Below are 23142 nucleotides of genomic sequence, written 5' to 3'. Positions count from 1 at the left end.
AGATGCCAAATATTAAATTACCAGACGGAAGCGTCAAACATTTTGAGCACCCCATAACTATTCATGATGTGGCTCAAAGTATCAGTCCTGGCTTGGCCAAAGCAGCTCTCGCAGGTCGTGTAGATGGGGATTTAGTTGATACAAGCTATACCATTTCTCACGATTGTGAATTAGTGATTATTACCGAGAAACAAGAAAAAGAAAGCTTGGAAGTGATCCGGCATTCTACCGCACATTTATTGGCACAAGCGGTTAAAAGTTTGTTCCCCAGCGCGCAAGTCACTATCGGCCCTGTTATTGAAGATGGATTCTATTATGACTTTGCTTTTGGCAGACCATTCACACCTGAAGATTTGGAGCGTATAGAAGAAAAAATGTACGAATTGGCGAAGGCCGATTATCCAATCCTTCGTCGTGAGCTTCCTCGGGATGAAGCTATCGATTATTTTCGCAGTTTAGGTGAGGAATACAAGGCTAAAATTATTGCTGATATTCCTAAGGGTGAAGTCATATCTCTTTATAAGCAAGGGGATTTTGAAGATCTTTGTCGTGGCCCCCATGTACCATCAACTGGCCGCCTTAAAGCATTTAAGCTAACTAAGGTAGCAGGCGCTTACTGGCGTGGTGATGCGCGCAATGAAATGCTGCAGCGGATTTATGGAACCGCATGGACAGACAAAAAAGCGCTTACGGATTATTTGTATCGTCTTGAAGAAGCAGAAAAGCGCGATCATCGTAAACTTGGAAAGGCCCTTGATTTCTTTCACTTTCAAGATATTGCACCTGGTATGGTGTTTTGGCATCCCAAAGGATGGACTGTTTATAAATTGCTTGAGCAATATATGCGCGATCGGCTAGTTGATTACGGATATCAAGAAATCAGAACCCCCCAACTTGTTGATAAAATTTTATGGGAAAAATCAGGCCATTGGGAGAATTTCCGTGAGGAAATGTTTGTTACAGAAACAGAGAATCGCCAATATGCGGTCAAACCAATGAATTGCCCCTGCCATGTGCAGATCTATAATCAAGGATTAAGAAGTTATCGCGATCTGCCAATGCGTCTTGCCGAATTTGGAAATTGTCATCGCTGCGAGCCTTCAGGTGCTCTACATGGTTTGATGCGTGTTCGCAATATGGTACAGGATGATGCGCATATCTTTTGTACTGAAGAACAAATCCAATCTGAAGTCGCGATGATGCTTGAACTGGTAAAATCAGTTTATACTGACTTCGGTTTCACAGAAATAAAGTATCGATTGGCTTTGCGCCCAGAAAAGCGGGTGGGTAGCGATGCCGTTTGGGATAAAGCTGAAAATGCACTTAAAGAAGCAATGAATGGCCACGCTATTACGTGGATAGATGCGCCAGGGGAGGGCGCATTTTATGGTCCTAAAATCGAGTGTTCTTTAGCCGATTGTTTAGGTCGAATTTGGCAATGTGGTACAATACAAGTTGATTTTTCCATGCCTGAGCGATTAGGTGCGCAATACATCGCCGAAGATGGATCCAAACAGACCCCTGTGATGTTGCATCGCGCAATTTTAGGTTCACTTGAGCGTTTCATGGGTATTTTAATCGAGCATTATGCTGGGCGGCTGCCGCTTTGGTTAGCCCCATCGCAGGCTGTTGTGCTTACAATCAGTGATAAACAGCATGATTTTGCGCGAAAAGTGACTAATATTTTGCAAAAACAAGGGATTCGTGCAAATTTTGACTTGAGAAATGAGAAGATTGGCTTTAAAATCCGCGAGCACACCATGCAAAAGGTTCCTTATTTGCTCGTTATTGGTGACAAAGAAGTCGAAAATGAGTCCGTCGCCGTGCGAACTCGCGAAGGTACTGACCTTGGTGTGATGAGTATTGATACAATTTGCGATGTTTTGCACAAAGAAATTGGGGCAAAAGGTCGTGTTAAAAATGATTAACAGCTATTTGGAGGAATGAACTATTAGTGCATCAAATAAGCGTGACGGCGATCGCGCGCGGATTAATGAACAGATCAATGTACCTGAGGTACGCTTAATTGATGTCGATGGCAATCAGGTGGGAATTGTATCAACGCGAGAAGCCCTGCGTGCAGCAGAAGAAGGAGGGTATGATTTGGTGGAGATATCCCCCACTGCTAAACCTCCAGTATGCCGTATCATGGATTATGGTAAGTTTCTCTTTGAGTTGAGTAAAAAACAAGCAGAAGCAAAGAAAAAGCAGAAGCAAATTCAAGTCAAAGAACTGAAATTCCGTCCAACGACGGAAGATGGAGATTATCAGGTCAAGCTACGCAACCTGATCCGTTTCCTAAATCATGGCGACAAAGTCAAAATCACTCTGCGATTTCGCGGTAGAGAAATGGCTCATCAGGAAATTGGTATGAAAATCATGGAGCGCTTGCAACGCGATACTGCTGAACATGCAGTTATTGAGCAGCATGCCAAACGTGAAGGTCGTCAATTGTTGATGGTTTTAGCGCCGAAGAAAAAGCAATAGTAGTTGTTGAATATCTTTGCTCGGTGGGCATGAGTCCACAAAAGAGCTGATTGAAAGCGCTACATCATAATTAGCAGTAATGTGAATGCGGAGTAAAATGTTATGCCAAAATTGAAGACACATAGTGGAGCTGCAAAACGCTTCCGGAAAACAGCAAATGGCCGGGTTAAGCGTCGTGGTGCTTACAGAAACCATATCCTCACTAAAAAGTCACCCAAGCAAAAACGCCATTTACGCGTTGCTTCAGGTGCTTTAAAAGAGTGTGACGCGCGTTTAGCTAGACGCATGTTGCATGGTAGTTAAGGGGAGGATTCGAAGATGCCAAGAGTTAAACGTGGTGTGACGGCTAAAGCACGTCATAAGAAAATTTTAGACCAAGCCAAAGGTTATTACGGTGCCCGTAGCCGGACGTACCGAGTCGCCAAACAAGCAGTTATTAAAGCGGGCCAATATGCCTATCGTGATCGGCGTCAGAGAAGACGTCAATTCCGTGCGTTGTGGATTACCCGAATTAATGCACAAGCCCGTGAGTGCGGAATGTCATATAGCCGTTTAATTGATGGTTTGAAGAAAGCCGGGATCGAACTAGATCGCAAGATATTGGCGGATATGGCTGTGTACGATAAACACGCTTTCGCAGCAGTTGCTGAAAAAGCAAAAGCGGCGCTTGCTTAATAGGTAATGGCTCATCCCTCATGCTTATGCTTACTCGAACGGTTCGGCCGTTCCCGGCTAGAGGCTGAGTAATTACTTAAGAGTTTTTGTTGCCAATTCGCTAACTTGTAGCCTAAGGGACAAGTTAGTAGAATTGATAACAATGCTTAATTACTATCTGTATAATTATTAAGGAGGCTATAGCCTCCTTTTTTACATGTGGGCTTAATCATGCAAGATATTATCCTGTTACGGCAAAAAGCCGCTGATGCGATTTCTCAAGCACAAGACGTTACAATCTTGGAGAATATCCGTGTCGAATATCTAGGAAAAAAAGGCCATTTGACCGAGATTCTCAAAGGATTAGCAGGTTTATCTGCGGAAGAAAGACCTAAAGTAGGGCAACTAGTCAATCAGGCTAAGATTGATATCAGTAAACTGATCGAAGAAAAAATGGCGCATCTTAAAGAGATGCAGCTGCAAAAAAAACTATCGGCCGAAAGGATTGACGTGACTCTTCCTGGACGCAATCATAAATCAGGCTCCTTGCACCCAGTCACGCAAGTTAAACAAAGGGTCAATGATTATTTTAGCCGTATGGGCTTTGATATTGTTGAAGGGCCTGAAGTTGAAACTGAATTTTATAATTTTGAAGCGCTTAATATCCCAGGGCATCATCCCGCTCGTGCGATGCATGATACCTTTTATTTTGGGGACGGACGTTTATTACGTACACACACTTCCCCTGTACAAATACGAACAATGGAAAAACGGAAACCGCCAATGCGTTTGATTGCCCCAGGACGCGTTTACCGTTGTGACTCAGATTTAACCCATACCCCTATGTTCCATCAAGTGGAAGGATTGTTAATTGATAAACATGCAACACTTGCCGGGTTAAAAGGCGTATTGCAAGACTTTTTTGCCCATTTTTTTGGGCGAGAACTCGCATTGCGGTTTAGACCATCTTATTTTCCTTTCACCGAACCTTCGGCTGAAGTGGATATTGAGTGTACTCAGTGCGCTGGCAAAGGGTGTCGTTCTTGTAAGTTCACTGGATGGCTAGAGGTGCTAGGCTGTGGCATGGTTCACCCTAATGTGCTAGAAGCGGTTAATATCTCACCTGAGGAGTACCAAGGTTGGGCGTTTGGTATGGGTATGGATAGATTGGCAATGTTGTATTTCGGCATTGACGACTTGCGAATGATGTTTGAAAACGATTTGACTTTTTTAAGGCAGTTCTAAGGATTTGTTTACATTTTTTGGGTAAAGCTAGCGAAATAGAAGCGGATCCTAGCGATACAATAGGTCGATATTAGGCAGATATTTATGAAAGTTAGTGAATTGTGGTTACGTGAGTGGGTAAACCCTTCTTTAAATGAACAGCAACTTGCGTCACTCTTAACCATGGCTGGTTTAGAAGTCGATGCAGTGACCCCTGTTGCCGGTGTGTTCGAACGAGTCATTGTTGCACAGGTAATGAGCACGAAACCTCATCCGCAAGCTGATAAATTGACTTTGTGTGAAGTGAATACAGGCAGTGCGAGCCCGATAAAAGTGGTTTGCGGTGCTGCAAATGTTCGAGCTGGATTAAAGGTAGCTCTTGCCCAGGTTGGCGCCAATCTTCCTGGAGGTTTAGTGATTAAGGAGGCAACGCTGCGGGGGGAGTTATCTCAAGGCATGCTTTGCTCTGCTACTGAGCTTGGCTTAGCGGATGCTTCAGAAGGGATCATCGAATTAGAAGATGATGCACCAATTGGTACTGATTTACGTACCTATTTAGCTCTCGATGACCACGTACTTGATATTGATTTAACACCTAACCGAGCTGATTGTTTTAGTATCTTGGGTATAGCGCGCGAAGTATCGGCGATAACCCGATTACCACATAAGGTGGTTCCTCAACACACTACCCAACCAGCAACAGACGAAACGTTAACGATTCGATTACAAGCTAAAGATGCCTGTCCACAATATGCTGGCCGTATCATTCGCGGTATTAACTTTCACGCAAGAACTCCCGGTTGGATGAGTGAGCGATTGCGCCGTGCAGGATTGCGCTCTATTCACCCAGTAGTTGATGTGACTAATTATATCATGCTCGAGCTAGGCCAACCGATGCATGCATTTGATTTGCAAACCATAAAAGGGGATATTATTGCCCGTTTTAGTAAGGATACTGAAACCCTTGAGCTACTCGATGGCCAAGAAGTAAAATTAAATAATAACGTCTTGGTGATTGCAGATAGCGAAAAACCTTTAGCCATGGCGGGTATAATGGGTGGGCAGGTAAGTTCTGTGAAGGAAGATACTCAAGATATCTTCCTAGAAAGTGCATATTTCAATCCACTTACGATCGCTGGAGTTGCCAGAAGCTTTGGAGTAACGAGTGATTCCTCTCAGCGATTTGAACGTGGGGTTGACCCTAATTTGCAGGTTTTGGCATTAGAGCGTGCTACAGCGCTCCTATTGGATATTGTTGGCGGACGCCCAGGGCCCATTTCGTTAGCTTCAGAGCCTCAGTCCTTGCCTGCGAAAGTAAGCGTGCAATTTAACCCAGCAAGAGTAAAACAGATCACTGGTATGACTGTCGATGAAGAGGATATGGTTGCGATGCTGCAAGGTTTAGGGATGAGCGTACAGAAGGAATCAGCCTTATGGAAGGTGGAAGTTCCTTCTCACCGCTTCGATATCAGTCTTGAGGCAGATTTAGTTGAAGAAATCATCCGTCTTTACGGCTATGATAAAATGCACGGAGAAAAAATAACTTGCGCAGTACAAGCAGGGACTATAAACCCGTATGAGGCGCTTTCCGCCCGAATTGCCCGGTTATTCACTGCTAGGGGATACCACGAAACAATTAGTTACAGTTTCGTTGATCCAGAATTGCAGCAAACGCTTTACCCAAATGCAGAAGTATTGCAACTGCTCAACCCTATTTCTTCTGAACTTTCACAGATGCGAGTTAGCATGTGGCCTGGATTGCTTGCTTCTATGGTTTACAATGTTCATCGGCAGCAGACTGCTATTAAATTCTTTGAGAGCGGGGTAGTTTTTGATTTGCAAGGCGATTCATTGCAAGAGCACCCTTGTGTCGCGGGCTTATTAGCCGGTGAATTTGGATCGATGAACTGGAGCGAAAAAACAAGAAAATTTGACTTTTATGATCTTAAGGGTGATTTAGAAGCACTTCTTTCTTCTCTCCATCTAAAAAAGATAAGTTTTGAAAGCGCTGTGCATTCTGCGTTGCATCCAGGTAAATCAGCAAAAATTATGGTCGAGGGGAGACAGGCTGGTTGGTGCGGTGTGTTGCACCCGCGCATTGCCGATGCACTGGATTTGAATTATGAGGTAATATTATTTGAATTGCGATTAAATGAGCTGGTTGCAGCAGCACCTATTCGCTACCAGCAAATTTCAAAATTTCCGCAGATACGTCGTGATTTATCAATGTTAGTTGATAATAATGTTACTGCTGCCCAAATTGAATCACAAGTTCGTGAGGTAGTAAGTGATGACAAGCTAAAAGCATTTGATGTTTTTGATGTCTATCACGGTGAATCAATTCCGGAAGGCAAAAAAAGTTTAGCAATCGCGTTAACTTTACAAGACAACAAACGGACGATGATTGACAGCGAGATCAATGCAATAATTAGTGCTATAATCAAAAGACTAAACGAGGAATTTTCTATTATATTGAGGGACTAATCGTGAATGCGCTAAGTAAAGCAATGATTGCGGAAACCTTGTGTAATGAGCTCAATCTCACTAAACCTGACGCTAAGGAAATGGTAGAGCAATTTTACGAAACTTTAAGGCATGCTCTTGAAAGAGGCGAGAATGTTAAACTGTCAGGGTTTGGTAATTTTACTTTACGTGATAAAGCTCAACGGCCAGGAAGAAACCCCAAAACAGGTGAGGAAATTCCAGTAGTAGCGCGACGTGTAGTCACCTTTAAGCCTGGCCTCAAATTAAAAACTAAAATTGAACTAAGGGATAAATAAGCGTTTGACCTACTACAGTAAGCATATCTTTCTATGTACAAACCAGAAAACCTCCGGAAAAAAGTGCTGCGCAAATTCTGGTGGAGAGCCCTTTTTTGATTACATGAAAACAAAATTACTGGAGCTTGAGTTACATGGACCTGGTAAGATTAGAATTAGTAAAACCGCTTGCCTGGGTCGCTGTAGCGAGGGACCCTGTATCGTTATTTATCCTGAAGGAGTATGGTATACTTACGCCACCATGGCTGATATCGATGAGATTATAAACAGCCACCTCATTGCTGGCGAGACAGTAGAACGCCTGCGAATCCCTAGTTAATGGATAAATTGTGATAATGTGATAGCTTAGAAGGCCAAGCCTATTTTTGGCCGAGCTGTTGAATTTTGATTCAGGTTGATATGGATGATGGCCAATAAGGTTATCGATGCGAGTCGTTTTTTGGCATTTTTTCTCGCAAGATGTGTCAAATTAGATCCTTCCAAGACAAGGACTGCGATACTTGCGCAAGAATTTATGACATTTTTACTTGTAGGTTATCCTAGTTTTAGTTAAAATCGCCCGTCTGATTGAAAGATTACCAATAAAGGCGGTACGGAGTTAATTTAATGAAAACATTTAGCGCCAAAGCACACGAAGTCAAACGTGACTGGTACGTGATCGATGCTAGTGATAAGGTTTTAGGTCGTCTTGCTACCGAGATTGCCCGTCGTCTACGCGGCAAACACAAAGCAGAGTACACACCCCACGTTGACACTGGTGACTACATTATTGTGACCAATGCAGAAAAGGTGACTGTAACCGGCCGAAAATATAAAGAGAAGATGTACTACCATCACTCTGGGTTTCCTGGTGGTATTAAATCGATTTCTTTCGATAAATTACAGGCAAAAAATCCTGTGCGTATTATCGAGCTAGCGGTAAAAGGTATGCTTCCCAAAAATCCATTGGGCCGAGAAATGTATCGTAAGCTTAAGGTTTATGCCGGTAACGAGCATCCACATACTGCACAGCAACCTAAGCAACTTGAGATTGAGGAATAAGTATTATGGCTGATAGACAGCAATACTATGGTACTGGTCGAAGAAAAAGTTCAACGGCTAGAGTTTTTTTGCGTCCTGGTAAGGGTGAAATCAAAGTAAACAATCGCGCTTTAGAAGATTACTTTGGTCGCGAGACTTCTTGTATGATTGTTCGTCAACCCCTCGAAACGGTTGACGTAATCGGCAAATTCGACATCTACGCTACTGTTGTGGGTGGTGGAATATCTGGACAGGCTGGTGCCGTCCGCCTCGGTATCGCTCGTGCCCTAGTTGCCTACGATGAGCATGATCTAGCTGAAGATGCGGAGCCAAATCCCAATTCTTTCCGCAGGAAACTGCGCGCGCGTGGCTTATTAACCCGTGATTCAAGACGCGTAGAAAGGAAAAAAGTCGGTCTGCACAAAGCACGGCGTGCAACCCAGTACTCCAAGCGTTAATTTTCTTTATCTACCCCGCACAAGCGGGGTTTTTTATACCCCTTACCTCAATATAGTAAATGCCTGATCTAATCATTGCTGAATGGAATAAATGCACATGTGAGGGCGGTTGATATCTTAAGTTAGAAATAAGATTAGTTAACCCTTATGTGCGTTTTAATATGAATTGAGGATATGAAGCGTTTGCAAAGTGCTAAATCTTTGCTATAAACGAAGCCTGAATTTTTTATGATCATTTGAATTTAAGTTTAGCAAGGTCGTGTATGACCCTAATTGATAAGAAAAATCTTAATCGAGAAAACTCCGATAATGATACGATAGACGAACAAAGGCGCCGTTTTTTACTTGCTACAACCGGTGTTTTAGGGGGGATCGGCGCAGCATGTGCTTTAAAACCTTTCATTTCTTCTTGGTTACCAAGTGCTAAAGCCCAAGCTGCTGGTGCCCCTGTGACAGTCGATCTCAGTAAACTAGAGCCCGGACAGCAAGTTACTGTTGAGTGGCGAGGTAAACCTGTTTGGATTATACGGCGAACAAAAGAAATGCTAGCGCAGCTCAGTGGTCATGATGCGCAGTTACGTGATCCAAATTCATTAGTCGAGCAACAGCCTAGTTATGCAAAAAATCAGTATCGATCAATCAATCCTGAGTATCTGGTTTTAGTTGGTATTTGTACCCACTTAGGGTGTTCACCTAAATATACTCCGGTTAAAAATGAATTGGGCCATCATTGGCCAGGTGGTTTTTATTGCCCTTGTCACGGCTCGATCTTTGATCTTGCCGGACGAGTCTTTAAAGGAGTACCTGCACCAATAAACCTAGAGGTTCCACCCTATCGATATATTAGTGAGAATGTCATCGTGATTGGTGAAGAGCAAGGGCACGGTAACTCGGCATGAAAAAATTAATCCATTGGTTAAATGCCCGCTTCCCACTTTTGACTACCTGGAAAGAACATTTCAGTGAGTACTACGCTCCCAAAAACCTTAATTTTTTCTATTTATTTGGCTCATTAGCACTTGTTGTTCTGTTTATGCAGCTCATTACCGGATTATGGTTAACCATGTTTTATGTGCCCACTGCAGAGCAGGCGTTTAGTTCTATTGAATACATCATGCGAGATGTGAATTATGGTTGGTTATTCCGTTATATGCATTCTACAGGGGCATCCGCCTTTTTTATTGTGATCTATTTGCACCTGTTTAAAGCTTTACTGTATGGTTCATACCAGAAACCGAGAGAGTTAATATGGCTTTTAGGTATGGCATTATTCATCCTGTTGATGGCTGAGGCTTTTTTGGGCTATTTGCTTCCTTGGGGGCAAATGTCTTATTGGGGGGCGCAAGTAATCACTTCCCTATTAAGTGCAATTCCGTATATTGGTGATAGCTTGGTGACCTGGCTTAGGGGCGATTACAATGTTGCCAATGCCACTTTACAGCGTTTTTTCGCCCTGCACGTTATTGGGGTTCCTCTTTTATTGTTGTTTTTGGTTTTTTTGCATCTTATAGCATTGCATAAAGTCGGATCTAATAACCCTGAGGGAATCGAAATTAAGCAAAATCTGGATCCACAAGGTAAACCTTTAGATAGAATTCCTCTCCATCCCTACTTCACAGTAAAAGACTTTGTCGGCGTCCTCGGTTTTTTAATCATTTTTTTTGCTATTGTATTTTTTTTCCCTGAAATGGACGGGTATTTTTTAGAACCAGAGAATTTTGCCCCTGCTAATCCATTAATAACACCAGAGCATATTGCTCCTGTTTGGTATATGACCCCGTTTTATTCTATTTTACGCGCCGTTCCCGATAAATTAATGGGTGTTATTGCCATGGGGGCAGCAATTTTAGTTTTACTATTTATGCCTTGGTTGGATAAAAGCCCGGTACGATCAATGCGATATAAAGGGTATTATTCAAGAAGTGCTTTAGGCGTATTTGTGGTTTGTTTTTTTATTTTAGGTTATTTAGGAACAGTTAATGTAACACCGTTTACTCAATATTTGGCTCGGGTATGCGCAGCAGGCTATTTTGCCTATTTTGTGTTGATGCCTTTTTACAGCCGTCATGAAACATGTCAACGACCACCTCAGAGGATAAAGAGGTGAGTAGACACTTCAAGTACCTAATCGGTTGTCTTACATTCTTAATGCTGCAAATTGCTCAGAGCTCCGTACCGTTATTACCAATAAAGACAGATGTCCGGGATCAAGCCAAGCTCCAGCGTGGTGCAAAAATTTTCATGAATTATTGCTCTGGCTGTCATTCGTTAAAATATTTGCGCTACAATCGAATGGGCAAAGATTTAGGTTTAGTTACATTTGACGGTGAGTTGGATACTCATTTACTCGTTAACAACCTTATTTTTACTGGCGCAAAAGTACAGGATCCTATTCTGGTCAGTATGCCTGCTACTGATGCACGACAATGGTTTGGACTCGTTCCACCAGATTTATCTCTCATTGCACGAGAACGCGGTGCTGGTTGGATTTATACGTACTTAAAAAGTTTTTATGTAGATAATTCTCGTCCTTTCGGTACCAATAATTTACTTATTGTTGATACAGTAATGCCTAACATCTTGGCTCCTCTTGAAGGCGAGGTGATTGCTGTTAAAGAGAGTTCTTGGCAGATACCCCGATTAGTGCTTAAGCAGAATGGAGAGATGAGCCAGCAGCAATTTAATGAAATGCTTGAAGATTTGATCACCTTTCTGGTGTATGTGTCTGAGCCTGCAAAACTAGTCCGTTATCGTATCGGCATAAAGGTTGTTATTTTTTTGTTTATTTTCTGGATAGTGGCTTATCTGCTTAAAAAAAATTATTGGAAAAAGATTTAGATTAAATAGCACATTAGGCTATTAGTAAAAATTTAGATTAATATCACCTCTTACAACTAAAAATTGTGATAGAATACGACCTTTTGACATATTGCAAAGTATGTAAGTGCTCAGCCCTACCAGGGAACTGCCGTATTTGGCGTATCTTACGCGAAAAACTGCACTCGAATACAGCTGTTCGAATAAATATAAATATGGGAGACCTGAGCTAATAACACAACATCAGTAATGATTTTCAGAGGAGTCACGATGGCCATTGTAACAAAGCGTACAATTATGTCTTTGTATTCTGACAATGATGATGTTTACAGTCATCAAGTGCGTATAGTTTTAGCTGAAAAAGGAGTCAATGTTGAAATCCTTCCTGCTAAGCAAGATGAAGCTCCGGAAGATCTCTATACAGTCAACCCTTACGGGTCAGTTCCAACGCTGCTTGATCGCGAGCTGGTGTTATATGAGGCACGTATCATTATGGAATATTTGGATGAGCGATTCCCGCACCCCCCTCTTTTACCCGTTTATCCTGTTGCCCGTGCCGAAGCCCGTAAAATGATGTTTCGCATTGAGCAAGATTGGTATAATTTATTACAACGGATAAAAGAGGGGATTGAGGTTGAGCAATCTCGCCAGTATTTATTCGATAGCTTGGTTAGCCTTGAACCTGTTTTTGCTGATAAGCCCTACTTCCTAAGTGATGAGTTCTCTTTGCTAGATTGTGCACTTGCTCCATTATTATGGCGGTTACCGCAATTGGGAATTGAGATACCTGCGAAATTAAAAGGCCTAAATGCCTATATGCAGCGGTTATTTAAGCGAGATTCCTTCCAGGCGAGTTTATCGGATGTTGAGAGACAACTAAGAGCGGCCTAATAATGACTACTATGACTTCCAACAAGCCATATCTGATTCGAGCAATCTATGATTGGATAGTAGACAATGATTTAACACCCTATATATTAGTCAATGCTGATTATCCCAGCGTTCAAGTGCCGAGAGAACATGTGAGTGGTGGCCGTATAGTGCTCAATATTTCGCCTAAAGCTTGTCGAGGCCTACACCTTGAGAATGATAGAATAGTTTTCACTGCACGATTTTCAGGTCAAAGTGTACAAATTTTTGTTGTGCCTGCGGCTGTGCTTGCTATCTACGCGAAAGAAAATGGCCGTGGAATGGAGTTTGGCGAAGAATATGGCAATAATGAGCCGCCTCCACCTCCTACGCCTGCAAGCTCCACAACCACAAGGCGAGGCAAACCATCATTAACTCTAGTGAAGAAAGACGAAAAAGATTAATATTTTCTAGGGGAATATTGACGAAATTTATGATTGGTTAACCAAGTAGGTTGGGTCGTTTGGCTTAATCTACTTCGCTATGAAATTAATTGTCAACAGACCCTAGTACAGAGTTCTATTAACGCTTCAATTCACCAAATGGAGCATTAAGCGATGACATCAGCAAAAACCGCTCTTTATCAGACTCCTCATATTCGTGCATGTGAGCAAATGGCCGTCGATGAATTGGGCTTAACCGAAGACGAATTAATGGAGCGTGCTGGTTCTAGCGCTTTTTCGACCCTGACTATGTTGCATCCTGACGTAAGAACTATTTCAGTCTTTTGCGGCAGCGGTAATAATGCGGGCGATGGTTATGTGTTAGCGCGTCTGGCTAAAGAAAAAGGGTATTCCGTTATTATTAACCAATACAAAGCCATTGAGCATTTACCGCCAGCGGCTCGTCACGCAGCTTTGCAGGCTGTGGCGGCCGGCGTGCCTTGTCAATGTCTGGATGATCCTATCGATAGCGATGCCGAATTAATTGTTGATGCATTATTAGGTATTGGTTTAAAAGGAAATGTGCAAGGCCCTATAGCTACTGCCATTACTCAAATGAATGACGCTCAGCTGCCTATTTTAGCTATCGATGTCCCTTCGGGATTGGATGCTGATACAGGACGTGTAATGGGTGTATGCGTGCAAGCCTCCATGACAGTTACATTTATTGGTTATAAGTTAGGGTTGATGACTTTAGATGGACCTGATCATTGTGGTCAGGTGATTTGTCATAATCTCCAACTTGATAAATGCTTATCTTCAATACACCCTGCAGCCTACCTTTTAGATGAAAATTTACCCAGAACGCTTCTACCCCGTCGTTTAAAAAATTCGCATAAGGGAAAATTCGGTCATGTATTAGTCATTGGGGGGAACTATGGTATGCCAGGGGCTGTTTGTCTGGCCGCCAATGCAGCCTTGCGCGTCGGAGCAGGCCTCGTTACTATTGCTTCCCGGCCTGAGCATGCAAGACAAGTTTTGCCTATGCTTCCAGAGGCAATGCTGCATGGAATAGACGAAATTAAAGATCTATTGCCGCTGATAGCGAAAGCAACGGTTTGTATTCTTGGTCCTGGTCTAGGGGATGATGAGTGGGCTAAAGCCTTGTTTACTGCAGCGCTTGCTTCTCAGTTACCTATGGTTATCGATGCTTCAGCTTTGCGCCTTTTGGCCCAAAGTCCTCAGCATGATGATAATTGGATTTTGACACCACATCCTGGTGAGGCAGCAAGCTTATTGAATTGCACAACAGGGGAAGTTCAACAAGATCGTTATCAGGCAGCTATCCGTTTGCAAGATCAATATGGCGGTAATGTGATCTTAAAAGGCACAGGTTCGTTGGTAGCAACGGATGAATCAGAAATTTATCTTTGCACTGCAGGAAACCCCGGCATGGCGAGTGCTGGAATGGGAGACGCACTGAGCGGGGTAATTGCAGGTCTAGTTGCCCAAGGATTACTACTTGCTGATGCAGCCAAATTAGGCACGTGGTTGCATGCGAGTGCAGGGGATGCTGCGGCCCTTGAGAAAGGAGAACGAGGGGTATTGGCTAGTGATTTAATGCCTTATCTGCATCGGTTAGTTAATTGGACACCACATGACAACTGTTAGTGCGATTGATTTACCTGATGAGACTAGCTCGGAAATGGTCGCAACCCACTTAGCAGCCTGTTTAACGCCACCTTTAATATTAACTTTTAGTGGGGAAATTGGTGCTGGAAAAACGACTTTCATTCGGGCAATGCTCCGAGTCCTGGGCGTAAAAACGGCAATTAAGAGCCCAACTTTTTCGTTAGTTGAGAGTTATCAGTGCGAACACTTGCAAATACATCATTTTGATCTGTATCGTATTCATGATGAAACAGAGCTAGAGTATATTGGTTTTAGAGACTATTTTTTGGCAAATTCGATATGCTGTATTGAATGGCCAGAGCGTGCTAGTCATACTTTAGAGCATGTGGATATGAATTTTGCATTTGAAATCAGTGGGAGCGGGCGATTATTAACGGTACGTGCACTAAGCGCCGCTGGAGAAACAATGCTGTCTTGCCTTGTAGGTAAACAATGAAAATGCGAACTTTTTGCTTTTGTTTATTGATGGTAATCTGTCCTACCTTAATGGCAGCAAAACTACTGTCAGTTGAAATTAAGCAGGAAGCAGGTCACCCTTCTGTCCTTTTTAAATTGGATAATGCGGTTGTCCACAAAGTATTTACCCTTACCAATCCTAATCGAGTGGTCATCGATTTTGAGGATACTGATTTAGCGCTGGATCTGAATCGCGTCAGTTTAGGGAATCCATTGATTAAGTATATTCGAAGCGGCCATCCTAACCCTAAGACGCTACGTTTAGTATTAGAGGTTAGCCAAGTTGTGAAAACAAAAACAAACCCTTTAAATCCAGCGGCTGCAAAACATGGATTCTCTATTGATTTGTCTGCAAACGGCGAACGGGGTATTAACCCATCATCATTGAATAAGCCATCGTCTCCAATAAAATCCTCAGGCTCTACCAAAACTGCGGGAACGCCCATTCCGGTGCGTCATGCATCTAATCGAAATTTACGGGATGTTGTTGTCGTGCTGGATCCTGGGCACGGCGGTAAAGATCCTGGAGCAAGTGGGCCAAGAAACACTTCGGAAAAGGACGTTACTTTGGCAATAGCATTAAAGCTCAAACAAATCATCGATAAGCAACCTGGTATGCGTGCAGTATTGACTCGCAAAGGAGATTATTACATCGGTTTGCGTGAACGCTTAAATATTGCCAGAAAATATAATGCTGATGTGTTCATTTCAATCCATGCAGATGCATTTATCAACCAACAATCGAATGGCGCTTCCGTTTTTGCTTTATCGCAATCTGGGGCAACGAGCGAGGCCGCACGTTGGTTAGCAGAAAAAGAAAACTACTCTGAATTGGGTGGTGTTAATTTAGCCGATTTGGATGATCAAAGTGGCTTAGTACGTACGGTATTAATCGATTTATCACAAACAGCGACGATCGGTGCAAGCTTGCATATGGGTGAAAGAGTGTTGCGCAACTTGGATACCATCACCACATTGCATAACCGTAAGGTTGAGCAAGCTCGATTCATGGTGCTTAAATCACCGGATATACCTTCTATTCTTATTGAAACAGGGTTTATTTCCAACCCTCGTGAGGAGAGGAATCTTACCAGTAATGCTTACCAAACCCAACTTACGCAAGCGATTTTCCAAGGGCTTAAGCGTTATTTCTGGGACTACCCCCCACACGGTACACGAGTCGAGGCTTTAGCAGGTAATGGTAATGTCCAGGTACCAACAAAAAATACACACTTGGTACAAAGAGGGGAGTCATTGCCAAAAATTGCCAAACAATATCATATATCAGTCGCTGCCCTACAAGCTGCAAATCATTTGTCTGGTTCGCGAATCCAGGCAGGGCAAAAACTTATTATTCCTTCTTCAATCACATGAGAATCCAGCTGTTACCAACCGCGGTAGCAAATCAAATTGCTGCAGGCGAAGTGATTGAACGACCTGCCTCAGTGGTCAAAGAGTTATTAGAAAATTCTTTCGATGCACAAGCAGATATTATTAGTATTGATATTGGCTATGGTGGGTTAAATCAAATAAAGATGAGTGATAATGGTATCGGGATTATGGCCGATGATTTACCCCTTGCAATTGCCGCTCACGCGACGAGCAAAATTAATGAACTTAAGGATCTATATTCAATCTCCAGCATGGGCTTTCGTGGTGAAGCGTTAGCAAGCATTGCCTCCGTTTCGCGTTTATCAATTAGTTCAAAGCCCGCGGATCAACACCATGCTATGATGCTCTCTACCGCTGGCGGGGATTCTTTTCATCTTTCACCTTGTGCCCGCAGCCAAGGAACGACTATTGATGTGCGCGATATTTTTTTTAATGCGCCTGTCAGGAAAAAATTTTTAAAATCGGAGCAAATCGAATTTCAAGCGATTGAAATGATCGTTAGACGCTTTGCTTTAACTGCACCGGGTGTCGCAATTCGCCTTAATCATAATGGTAGGCAGCATTTCAATTTACCCGCAGCTAACAGCGATAAAATGCAGTTAGCCAGAATTCGTAAGATTTTGGGTAAAAATTTTATTGAGCAGTCACATTTTTTAGACATTGAGCATGCTGGTTTACGCCTTACAGGATGGATCAGTTCAAGTGCGTATCAGCGCAGTCAGAATGATAAACAATGGGTGTATGTGAATAAGCGTATGGTCAAGGATAAATTACTTAATCATGCCATTAAACAAGCTTACGAGGGCGTGTTACACCCAGGACGCTACCCTGCTTGCTTACTCTACTTAACCATAAATCCAGAGGAAGTTGATGTTAATGTGCATCCGACGAAACATGAAGTTCGCTTTCAACAACCGCGATTGGTTCATGATTTTATAAGTTCAAACATTAAAAAAGCGCTGCAGCAATCTCAGTTCCCCGTCGATTATCCGCAAGCAAATCTGGGAGCTGAAGCAACGAATCCTCAAATACGTGAACCTTACTTACCTGCAATTCACCCAGCAACAAAAATGGCTGACTTTTTTAATCAGAAGAAAAATTGGCTCGTTTTAAATGCTGCATTCGCGGTAATTTTTCTTAGCGGAGAACCGTATTTAGTTAATGTCATTGAATTGCAGCGCGCTTGGCTATTATCTCTTCTTTCCACGCAATTATTACCTTTGCCAAGCCGTCCTCTATTAGTACCCGTGAGTTATCCAGTTAACTCGTTAAATATCGAATGCATTTATTCTGGTAAAGAAGGATTAAGCCAAATTGGGATCGATTTAGATTTAGCAGGTGAACACGCGGTATTAGTTCGCTCGTTACCTACCGCGATTCCACATTTAGACCTCAAGCAATTTCTTCTGTCGATATTTAATTCTTCCATGCCTTCAATCACTCAATTATTCGAATTGTTAACGATATGCCAATCGTTTACTGCCCTGAATGCAAAGGAAGAAGAGCTTGAAACTTTAATTGGTTATATACAAACGTCGGGTCATGATAAACTAAACACGTGGTGCAAGCATTTATCCATAGAAACCTGCAGGGGTTTGCTAAATGCCTAAAACTATTTTTTGTCTAATGGGTCCAACTGCCTCAGGAAAAACGGCTTTAGCTTGTGAACTCGTCAAACGATTTCCTCTTGAAATCATCAGCGTTGATTCAGCAATGATTTATCGAGAAATGAATATTGGGACAGCTAAACCAAGCCCGCAAGAACTTTTAGTTGCACCACATCACCTCATTGATATCATTGATCCACCAGAAAGCTATTCAGCAGCACAGTTCTGCGAAGATGTAACAAAGCTTGTTGAAGAAATTTATAGTCGTCATAAATTCCCCTTACTGGTGGGAGGGACAATGATGTACTTCCATGCTTTACAGCAAGGATTATCGCCGTTACCTCATGCTGATGAAGAATTGCGGGCAGCGCTTTCCCAGCAAGCAAATTTATATGGTTGGGCTTATATGCATCAACAATTAGCACAGGTTGATCCGCAATCAGCGATGAGGATTCATCCGAATGATACTCAACGTATTCAACGTGCGCTGGAAGTTTATCATTTAACAGGAAAACCACTTTCCTCTTTTTGGTCAGGGCAGAAGGAAAATCAAAGCTATAATTTTGTCAATTTGGTTCTCTTTCCTCAAGACCGCGGCTGGTTACATGCTCGTATCGCAACTCGCTTTGAGCATATGTTAGAGCAGGGTATGGTTTATGAAGTGGCTCAGCTACTCCAGAAGTGGCATTTAACCTTAACTTGTCCTGCGATGCGATGTGTGGGGTACCGACAAGTGATTGACTATTTGGCGGGGGACTATGACTATGAGAAGTTGCGTCAAAAGGGAGTAGCAGCGACTCGCCAACTCGCAAAAAGGCAATTAACGTGGTTGCGCTCATGGCCAAAAGCAACAGTTTTTGCATGCGAAAATCCAGCTATCTTCAGAGAGATCATAGCACTCATCAGTGAAATATTAGATAATATGCCGAATCCTGGTAAGGGAACGCATGTAAAGAAAACAACACACAAGAAATGACTCGTGGGGAAAAATAGATGGCAGAAACGAAAGAAAAACCAGCGTGTACCAAAAAGAAGTATATCGTTCATCATCGCGATTTACCGCTAAGCTGTCCTACTGATGAAATGATTTTGTGGAATGCGCATCCAAAAGTGTATTTACCGATTGAAAAAACGGGTACGGAAGTTTGCCCCTATTGTGGATCTAAGTTTGTTTTAGAATGATAAAATCAATTTGCGTTGTACGATTATCAGCCCTGGGTGATGTGCTGATGTTTGTCCCATTAGTGCGGACACTGCAAGCGAATTTACCTGATGCAGCTGTCACATGGGTGATTTCTCCTCCCGCTTACGATTTGGTAGCAGGGATGGATGGCGTTGAGTTTATAGTTATCAATAAACCTAACAATTTAGCTGACTATTGGCGCTTTAAAAAACAATTAAAAGGTAGAAAATTCGATGTATTGTTAGCATCACAAGCCAGTTTTAGGGCAAATTTACTCTACCCTTTGATTCGTGCACCAAGAAAAATTGGCTATGATAAAGTACGCGCGAAAGATGGTCACAGCTGGGTAATTAATGAAACCATTACGCCTGGTCATGATCATACCCTTGATGGGTTTTTAAAGTTTGCGTCTGCCTTGGGTATCGAAAAAAAGGAATTGCGCTGGGATTTACCCATTAGTCAGACTGATCACGCATGGGCGCGCGCTCATATACCTCCAGGAAAACCTACTTTAGTGGTGAATCCCGCTGCCAGTAAGCCTGAACGCAGTTGGCCGGTGGAGCGTTATATTGAAGTCATAAAAGAAGCACAAAAGCGTTGGCAGGTGCAAGTGGTTTTAACAGGCGGTCCGGGGGGGTATGACAGGACTTTGGCCGATGAAATATTAAAACAAGTCGAATGCACTGATTTGGTAGGAAAAACAAAACCCAAGCAGCTGCTTGCCGTGATCAGCCATGCACAGGCTGTCTTATGCCCGGATACAGGTCCTTCGCATATGGGGGCAGCTGTGGGTACCCCTGTTGTTGCTTTGCATGCAGTAACTAGCGCTAATGTATCTGGCCCTTACACTTTCAGGCATTTGGCTGTGGATTGTTATCCTGAAGCGGTTACTACAGTGCTCAATAAAACAGCTGAAACAACGATCTGGGGCACTCATGCGCATGGTGAAGAAACAATGAAACTAGTGAAGGTCGATGCGGTGCTTACCAAATTGGAGTCTCTATTTTCAAAAAAATAGTGCCTCTAAAGTTGTCCAATAAAAAGCCTGTAATAATTTATGAGAAAATAATAGGATTACCGGTCACCTAATTTATTTGTTGGCAACTCATTTTCTATAATTTCCTCATCAAAAATTTGATTCATTTTGCTCAATCTATTTTTGAAAGTCTGCAACTTTTCCACTGATTCTGTGGAGGGCTTGCCAAAAAAAGTTGCAATATAACCAGACTGCGACTTAAATGATATCACCAAAGCTGGAATGCCTAGGGGTAACAGGGCAAGGAGGCCAAGAATTCTTCTAAAACTTGGACTTAATTGTTGATGCCAAGAACGATGGTTAACAAACTCTTTTTCAGCGTTACTGATGGCTTTTTCGCAGTGGGTTTTAAATGCAATGAAGTTTTCTGCTGTGGGCTTCGTATTTTTAAAGAAAGTGTCAGCAGCTTGCTTGAGTTCAGAGATTAAAATGGCGGCTTCTTTTCCTGCTTTTGCGTAATTGGGATCATAATTAGATGATTTGCTATTTCCCTTATCAATCAGTTGGGAGGTTTTTAGCTTAAGCTCATCGAAGTATTCGTTAAATTTGGCCTTGAAAAATTGTCTTGAAATTTCTTTTAATTGTTCATCTGTAAGTTCTTTTGCTGTAATTTCAGAAGAGTGTCTCGTTAAATGCGTTACGTGTGGACCCGTTTTACTGCACTCAAAAGATTTACCAAAGAGGGTATCTAAATTTTCGTGGGTAGGAAGAGCTTCAGAACCATTCTTTAAAACACTCATAGGACCGACATGACCATGTACAAATTTGACTTTAAATCCACCTGTTGGTTCTGTCATTAATTCGTTACCTAGGGCTCTATTCCATATTAGCCGCTGCAAAGGTTTTGTAAGAGGAATAGGATAATTGGGGTTTGCAAGGCCTTCCAATTCAATCAGTTGGGCTAATTGTTTTTCTTTAGATAGTTTTTCAATCACCTTATTGATTGCATCAATAGTGCGGATTAAATTTCTAATACTGTCATCCCGATAGGGAATTCTAAATTTTTCTGCGAGAGCTTTAACTGTTTCAAGTCCGATAGGAGCATGTGAGAATATTGTTAGTTGTCCTTCTGGAGTAAGGGTATAGTCAATTGCCTTAACCATGGGTTGATAACATTGCTCAACGATATCTCGAACTTCTTTTTCGTCGATCAAGCCTTTTTTGATTAGGGTTTGCATGCCCTCAAGCGATCTACCTTGTCCCTCCAGAAGTCTGTATTGCCCAGTAAATTTTTCTCTTTCATAATCTCTAATGAATTCCACACTATGGTTAGATAGCATGATATTCACGTTAGCCTTTTCGTCGTGGAGTTTTTTTAGCACTAATAAAGTGAAGTAATCATTTTGTCCTCTGTCCGCTAACTCATCACCAATTAGAGTGACTGCTCTTGCCTTGTTAATCTTGGCATTAGCGATAATTGCTCTAAACCGAAAAAGATCATCGCTATTAATTTGACCAGTAGGCTTAAAATAAATTTTTGTTAGTTCATTATATTGTTGCGGGTCAATATTAAGGACATTCTCTTCAATCAAAGTGTAAATTAATTTAAGTGCGTTTCCATGCAAATCACCCAGGCATACATGTGTACCCTGGTGGTTAATGACTTTAGGATAAAGACGCAGGTTAGCTGCCCTGTAAATGAGTGTCATATGAACATAATGATCAGTTATTATGTTAAAAGTATAACAACAAAGCGTTAAGGAATTCTTAAATTATAGTGATTTTAACAGGTGTACATTTCTAACTAGGTGATACTGGGGGCTATTTTATTTTCAAAATTGGATGTTTGTATTACAATATGATCCTGTTTTGATCTCTATAATAGATTGTGCCTCTCTTCCAAGTCCGAAAACCTTATCAATGGATAGCAAGCCTTTATTTCTTCCAGAGCATGCCATTTGTTGTTGTGAGCTTAATCGCTATGCTCATGTATCAGCAACAGGGAGTCAATAACGCACAATCTGCTTTTATAACAAGTTTATTGATCATTCCTTGGGCTATAAAACCTGTATTTGCACCTTTTTTGGAAAGATTTTCAACTAAAAAGCGCTTAACGACTTTTACGCAGGGGCTTATCTCAATTTTATTTTTTGTTTTAGCTTGCAGTGTGAATCAAAATTATTTCTTAATAATCAGTATAATAGGATTAATTTGTTTGGCGTTCGCTTCAGCAATCCACGATATTGTTTCTGATGGGTTGTACATGATCAATCTGGATGAATCCAATCAAAAGCGCTATGTGGCTTTGCGCAGTTTTTTTTATCAAATGGGGCGTTTAGTCATTAAAGGAGGATTACTAGTCATTGTAGGGCAATATGCAATTTATTGTCATTTAAATACATGGGAAGTATTTTTTTATTGTTTATCGCTGATGAGTCTTGTTTTAGTAATTTATCACAGCATGAAAATCCCTGAAGCCGAAAAGATTACTCCAGGAATGAAGAATAACTATTTTTCCATTTTCCGCAACCTATTATCCACACGTCAATGTTATCCCGTTTTATTTTTCATTTTTATTTATAATTTTTCAGAAGCACAAATGCAAAAAATTGTGCCTCTATTTCTTTTAGATAGCGCTGGTCTCGATTTTAGTCTACCTCATGTGGGTGAAGTGTATGGCATTTTAGGCAGCCTTGCTTTAATGTTTGGTATTTTTACTTCCGGATTTTTAATGGCGCGTTACAAGCTTGAGAGCTGCCTTAAAAAATTTACGGTTCTTCTTCTTTTAGGCCATGTGCTTTTTCTGGTTATTGCTTACTGCGAAGTGCATGGTTCCCTCATTTGGGGCACCGTTGCATTGAGCCAATTTGTTTTCGGTTTAGCAAATGGCGCTTATATGGGGTATTTACTTTCAGTTGCTAATAAGAGTCGGTACCCTATGTCAATGTATACAATTTGTACAGCTATCATGGCATTAAGTTTTGCTCTCTTTGGCTCTTTAAGTGGTTTACTAGAGCAACAGTTTGGTTATTGTGGATTTTTTACTTACATTTTGGTGGCGAACAGTCTGTTAGTCATGATCACTTTTAAGACGTTGAAGTAAC

The 23142-nt window shown here is 41.9% G+C and carries 24 protein-coding genes; 23 read left to right on the top strand and 1 reads right to left on the bottom strand.

All coding sequences use genetic code 11. The features are described 5' to 3' along the window. Positions 1-2 precede the first annotated feature (2 nt). From thrS to LMI_RS13065, 22 genes are all read left to right on the top strand, one after another. Positions 3-1928: a threonine--tRNA ligase gene (thrS, locus tag LMI_RS13170; protein WP_045100783.1), complete on the top strand. Its 1926-nt coding sequence runs from the start codon at positions 3-5 to the stop codon at positions 1926-1928. Between the two features lie 22 nt (positions 1929-1950). Beyond that, positions 1951-2487, top strand: coding sequence for a translation initiation factor IF-3 (gene infC, locus LMI_RS13165; protein ID WP_045100201.1), 537 nt, complete (start codon positions 1951-1953; stop codon positions 2485-2487). Between the two features lie 102 nt (positions 2488-2589). Beyond that, positions 2590-2790 (top strand): 50S ribosomal protein L35, encoded by a 201-nt coding sequence (gene rpmI / locus LMI_RS13160; protein ID WP_045100200.1) that lies wholly within the window; start codon positions 2590-2592, stop codon positions 2788-2790. A gap of 15 nt (positions 2791-2805) precedes the next feature. Beyond that, complete coding sequence (gene rplT, locus LMI_RS13155) at positions 2806-3162, top strand: 50S ribosomal protein L20 (protein WP_045100199.1); 357 nt, start codon at positions 2806-2808, stop codon at positions 3160-3162. A gap of 210 nt (positions 3163-3372) precedes the next feature. Further along, a complete protein-coding gene (gene pheS, locus LMI_RS13150) occupies positions 3373-4386 on the top strand; it encodes a phenylalanine--tRNA ligase subunit alpha (protein ID WP_045100198.1) in 1014 nt (337 codons plus the stop codon). 84 nt (positions 4387-4470) lie between these two features. Next, the gene (pheT, locus tag LMI_RS13145; protein WP_045100197.1) at positions 4471-6849 is read left to right on the top strand and encodes a phenylalanine--tRNA ligase subunit beta; all 2379 of its coding nucleotides are present in this window, start codon (positions 4471-4473) and stop codon (positions 6847-6849) included. 2 nt (positions 6850-6851) lie between these two features. After that, entirely contained in the window at positions 6852-7145 is a 294-nt protein-coding gene (locus LMI_RS13140) for an integration host factor subunit alpha (RefSeq protein WP_045100196.1), read from the top strand. A gap of 4 nt (positions 7146-7149) precedes the next feature. Beyond that, positions 7150-7464, top strand: a complete 315-nt coding sequence (locus tag LMI_RS13135; protein ID WP_045100195.1) for a (2Fe-2S) ferredoxin domain-containing protein — start codon at positions 7150-7152, stop codon at positions 7462-7464. A gap of 287 nt (positions 7465-7751) precedes the next feature. Then, positions 7752-8186 (top strand): 50S ribosomal protein L13, encoded by a 435-nt coding sequence (gene rplM, locus LMI_RS13130; protein WP_045100194.1) that lies wholly within the window; start codon positions 7752-7754, stop codon positions 8184-8186. 5 nt (positions 8187-8191) lie between these two features. After that, positions 8192-8623 carry a 30S ribosomal protein S9 gene (gene rpsI, locus LMI_RS13125; protein WP_045100193.1) on the top strand — a complete coding sequence of 144 codons (432 nt, stop codon included), beginning with the start codon at positions 8192-8194 and terminating at the stop codon, positions 8621-8623. A gap of 263 nt (positions 8624-8886) precedes the next feature. Then, positions 8887-9522, top strand: coding sequence for a ubiquinol-cytochrome c reductase iron-sulfur subunit (petA, locus tag LMI_RS13120; protein ID WP_045100192.1), 636 nt, complete (start codon positions 8887-8889; stop codon positions 9520-9522). Beyond that, positions 9519-10730 carry a cytochrome b gene (locus tag LMI_RS13115; RefSeq protein ID WP_045100191.1) on the top strand — a complete coding sequence of 404 codons (1212 nt, stop codon included), beginning with the start codon at positions 9519-9521 and terminating at the stop codon, positions 10728-10730. Before petA ends, LMI_RS13115 begins: the two co-directional genes overlap by 4 nt. Positions 10731-10771: 41 nt before the next feature. Continuing rightward, a complete protein-coding gene (locus tag LMI_RS13110) occupies positions 10772-11461 on the top strand; it encodes a cytochrome c1 (protein WP_045100190.1) in 690 nt (229 codons plus the stop codon). Positions 11462-11710: 249 nt separating this feature from the next. Next, positions 11711-12331, top strand: a complete 621-nt coding sequence (locus LMI_RS13105; RefSeq protein ID WP_045100189.1) for a glutathione S-transferase N-terminal domain-containing protein — start codon at positions 11711-11713, stop codon at positions 12329-12331. Between the two features lie 11 nt (positions 12332-12342). Then, a complete protein-coding gene (locus LMI_RS13100; RefSeq protein WP_102010602.1) occupies positions 12343-12753 on the top strand; it encodes a ClpXP protease specificity-enhancing factor in 411 nt (136 codons plus the stop codon). Positions 12754-12906: 153 nt separating this feature from the next. Then, positions 12907-14403 (top strand): bifunctional ADP-dependent NAD(P)H-hydrate dehydratase/NAD(P)H-hydrate epimerase, encoded by a 1497-nt coding sequence (locus LMI_RS13095; RefSeq protein WP_045100187.1) that lies wholly within the window; start codon positions 12907-12909, stop codon positions 14401-14403. Beyond that, positions 14390-14860: a tRNA (adenosine(37)-N6)-threonylcarbamoyltransferase complex ATPase subunit type 1 TsaE gene (tsaE, locus tag LMI_RS13090; RefSeq protein ID WP_045100186.1), complete on the top strand. Its 471-nt coding sequence runs from the start codon at positions 14390-14392 to the stop codon at positions 14858-14860. Before LMI_RS13095 ends, tsaE begins: the two co-directional genes overlap by 14 nt. Next, positions 14857-16254 (top strand): N-acetylmuramoyl-L-alanine amidase, encoded by a 1398-nt coding sequence (locus tag LMI_RS13085; RefSeq protein WP_045100185.1) that lies wholly within the window; start codon positions 14857-14859, stop codon positions 16252-16254. The genes tsaE and LMI_RS13085 overlap by 4 nt, the downstream gene beginning before the upstream one ends. After that, the gene (gene mutL / locus LMI_RS13080; protein ID WP_045100184.1) at positions 16251-17882 is read left to right on the top strand and encodes a DNA mismatch repair endonuclease MutL; all 1632 of its coding nucleotides are present in this window, start codon (positions 16251-16253) and stop codon (positions 17880-17882) included. Before LMI_RS13085 ends, mutL begins: the two co-directional genes overlap by 4 nt. Continuing rightward, positions 17875-18855 (top strand): tRNA (adenosine(37)-N6)-dimethylallyltransferase MiaA, encoded by a 981-nt coding sequence (miaA, locus tag LMI_RS13075; protein ID WP_045100183.1) that lies wholly within the window; start codon positions 17875-17877, stop codon positions 18853-18855. Before mutL ends, miaA begins: the two co-directional genes overlap by 8 nt. Positions 18856-18872: 17 nt before the next feature. Continuing rightward, positions 18873-19061, top strand: coding sequence for a zinc-finger domain-containing protein (locus LMI_RS13070; protein WP_045100182.1), 189 nt, complete (start codon positions 18873-18875; stop codon positions 19059-19061). Next, complete coding sequence (locus tag LMI_RS13065; protein WP_045100181.1) at positions 19058-20080, top strand: glycosyltransferase family 9 protein; 1023 nt, start codon at positions 19058-19060, stop codon at positions 20078-20080. Before LMI_RS13070 ends, LMI_RS13065 begins: the two co-directional genes overlap by 4 nt. 56 nt (positions 20081-20136) lie before the next feature. Here LMI_RS13065 and wip read toward each other — a convergent pair whose 3' ends face one another. After that, a complete protein-coding gene (gene wip / locus LMI_RS14975) occupies positions 20137-21747 on the bottom strand; it encodes a Dot/Icm T4SS effector Wip (protein ID WP_052679582.1) in 1611 nt (536 codons plus the stop codon). Positions 21748-21989: 242 nt separating this feature from the next. Here wip and LMI_RS13055 point away from each other — a divergent pair, with 242 nt between their 5' ends. After that, positions 21990-23141 (top strand): MFS transporter, encoded by a 1152-nt coding sequence (locus tag LMI_RS13055; RefSeq protein WP_231852165.1) that lies wholly within the window; start codon positions 21990-21992, stop codon positions 23139-23141. The last annotated feature ends 1 nt before the right edge of the window (position 23142 follow it).

This window comes from Legionella micdadei (assembly GCF_000953635.1).
GTDB classification, from domain to species: Bacteria; Pseudomonadota; Gammaproteobacteria; order Legionellales; family Legionellaceae; genus Tatlockia; species Tatlockia micdadei.
Note: the sequence above shows the minus strand (reverse complement) of the source record. Positions and strands in the feature narration are given on the sequence as shown.

Coding starts and splice junctions, on each gene's coding strand:
- thrS (WP_045100783.1), top strand. CDS start 3: ATGCCAAATATTAAATTACCAGACGGAAGCGTCAAACATTTTGAGCAC.
- rpmI (WP_045100200.1), top strand. CDS start 2,590: ATGCCAAAATTGAAGACACATAGTGGAGCTGCAAAACGCTTCCGGAAA.
- rplT (WP_045100199.1), top strand. CDS start 2,806: ATGCCAAGAGTTAAACGTGGTGTGACGGCTAAAGCACGTCATAAGAAA.
- pheS (WP_045100198.1), top strand. CDS start 3,373: ATGCAAGATATTATCCTGTTACGGCAAAAAGCCGCTGATGCGATTTCT.
- pheT (WP_045100197.1), top strand. CDS start 4,471: ATGAAAGTTAGTGAATTGTGGTTACGTGAGTGGGTAAACCCTTCTTTA.
- rplM (WP_045100194.1), top strand. CDS start 7,752: ATGAAAACATTTAGCGCCAAAGCACACGAAGTCAAACGTGACTGGTAC.
- rpsI (WP_045100193.1), top strand. CDS start 8,192: ATGGCTGATAGACAGCAATACTATGGTACTGGTCGAAGAAAAAGTTCA.
- petA (WP_045100192.1), top strand. CDS start 8,887: ATGACCCTAATTGATAAGAAAAATCTTAATCGAGAAAACTCCGATAAT.
- LMI_RS13115 (WP_045100191.1), top strand. CDS start 9,519: ATGAAAAAATTAATCCATTGGTTAAATGCCCGCTTCCCACTTTTGACT.
- LMI_RS13110 (WP_045100190.1), top strand. CDS start 10,772: ATGCTGCAAATTGCTCAGAGCTCCGTACCGTTATTACCAATAAAGACA.
- LMI_RS13105 (WP_045100189.1), top strand. CDS start 11,711: ATGGCCATTGTAACAAAGCGTACAATTATGTCTTTGTATTCTGACAAT.
- LMI_RS13100 (WP_102010602.1), top strand. CDS start 12,343: ATGACTTCCAACAAGCCATATCTGATTCGAGCAATCTATGATTGGATA.
- LMI_RS13095 (WP_045100187.1), top strand. CDS start 12,907: ATGACATCAGCAAAAACCGCTCTTTATCAGACTCCTCATATTCGTGCA.
- tsaE (WP_045100186.1), top strand. CDS start 14,390: ATGACAACTGTTAGTGCGATTGATTTACCTGATGAGACTAGCTCGGAA.
- LMI_RS13085 (WP_045100185.1), top strand. CDS start 14,857: ATGAAAATGCGAACTTTTTGCTTTTGTTTATTGATGGTAATCTGTCCT.
- mutL (WP_045100184.1), top strand. CDS start 16,251: ATGAGAATCCAGCTGTTACCAACCGCGGTAGCAAATCAAATTGCTGCA.
- miaA (WP_045100183.1), top strand. CDS start 17,875: ATGCCTAAAACTATTTTTTGTCTAATGGGTCCAACTGCCTCAGGAAAA.
- LMI_RS13070 (WP_045100182.1), top strand. CDS start 18,873: ATGGCAGAAACGAAAGAAAAACCAGCGTGTACCAAAAAGAAGTATATC.
- LMI_RS13065 (WP_045100181.1), top strand. CDS start 19,058: ATGATAAAATCAATTTGCGTTGTACGATTATCAGCCCTGGGTGATGTG.
- wip (WP_052679582.1), bottom strand. CDS start 21,747: ATGACACTCATTTACAGGGCAGCTAACCTGCGTCTTTATCCTAAAGTC.
- LMI_RS13055 (WP_231852165.1), top strand. CDS start 21,990: ATGCCATTTGTTGTTGTGAGCTTAATCGCTATGCTCATGTATCAGCAA.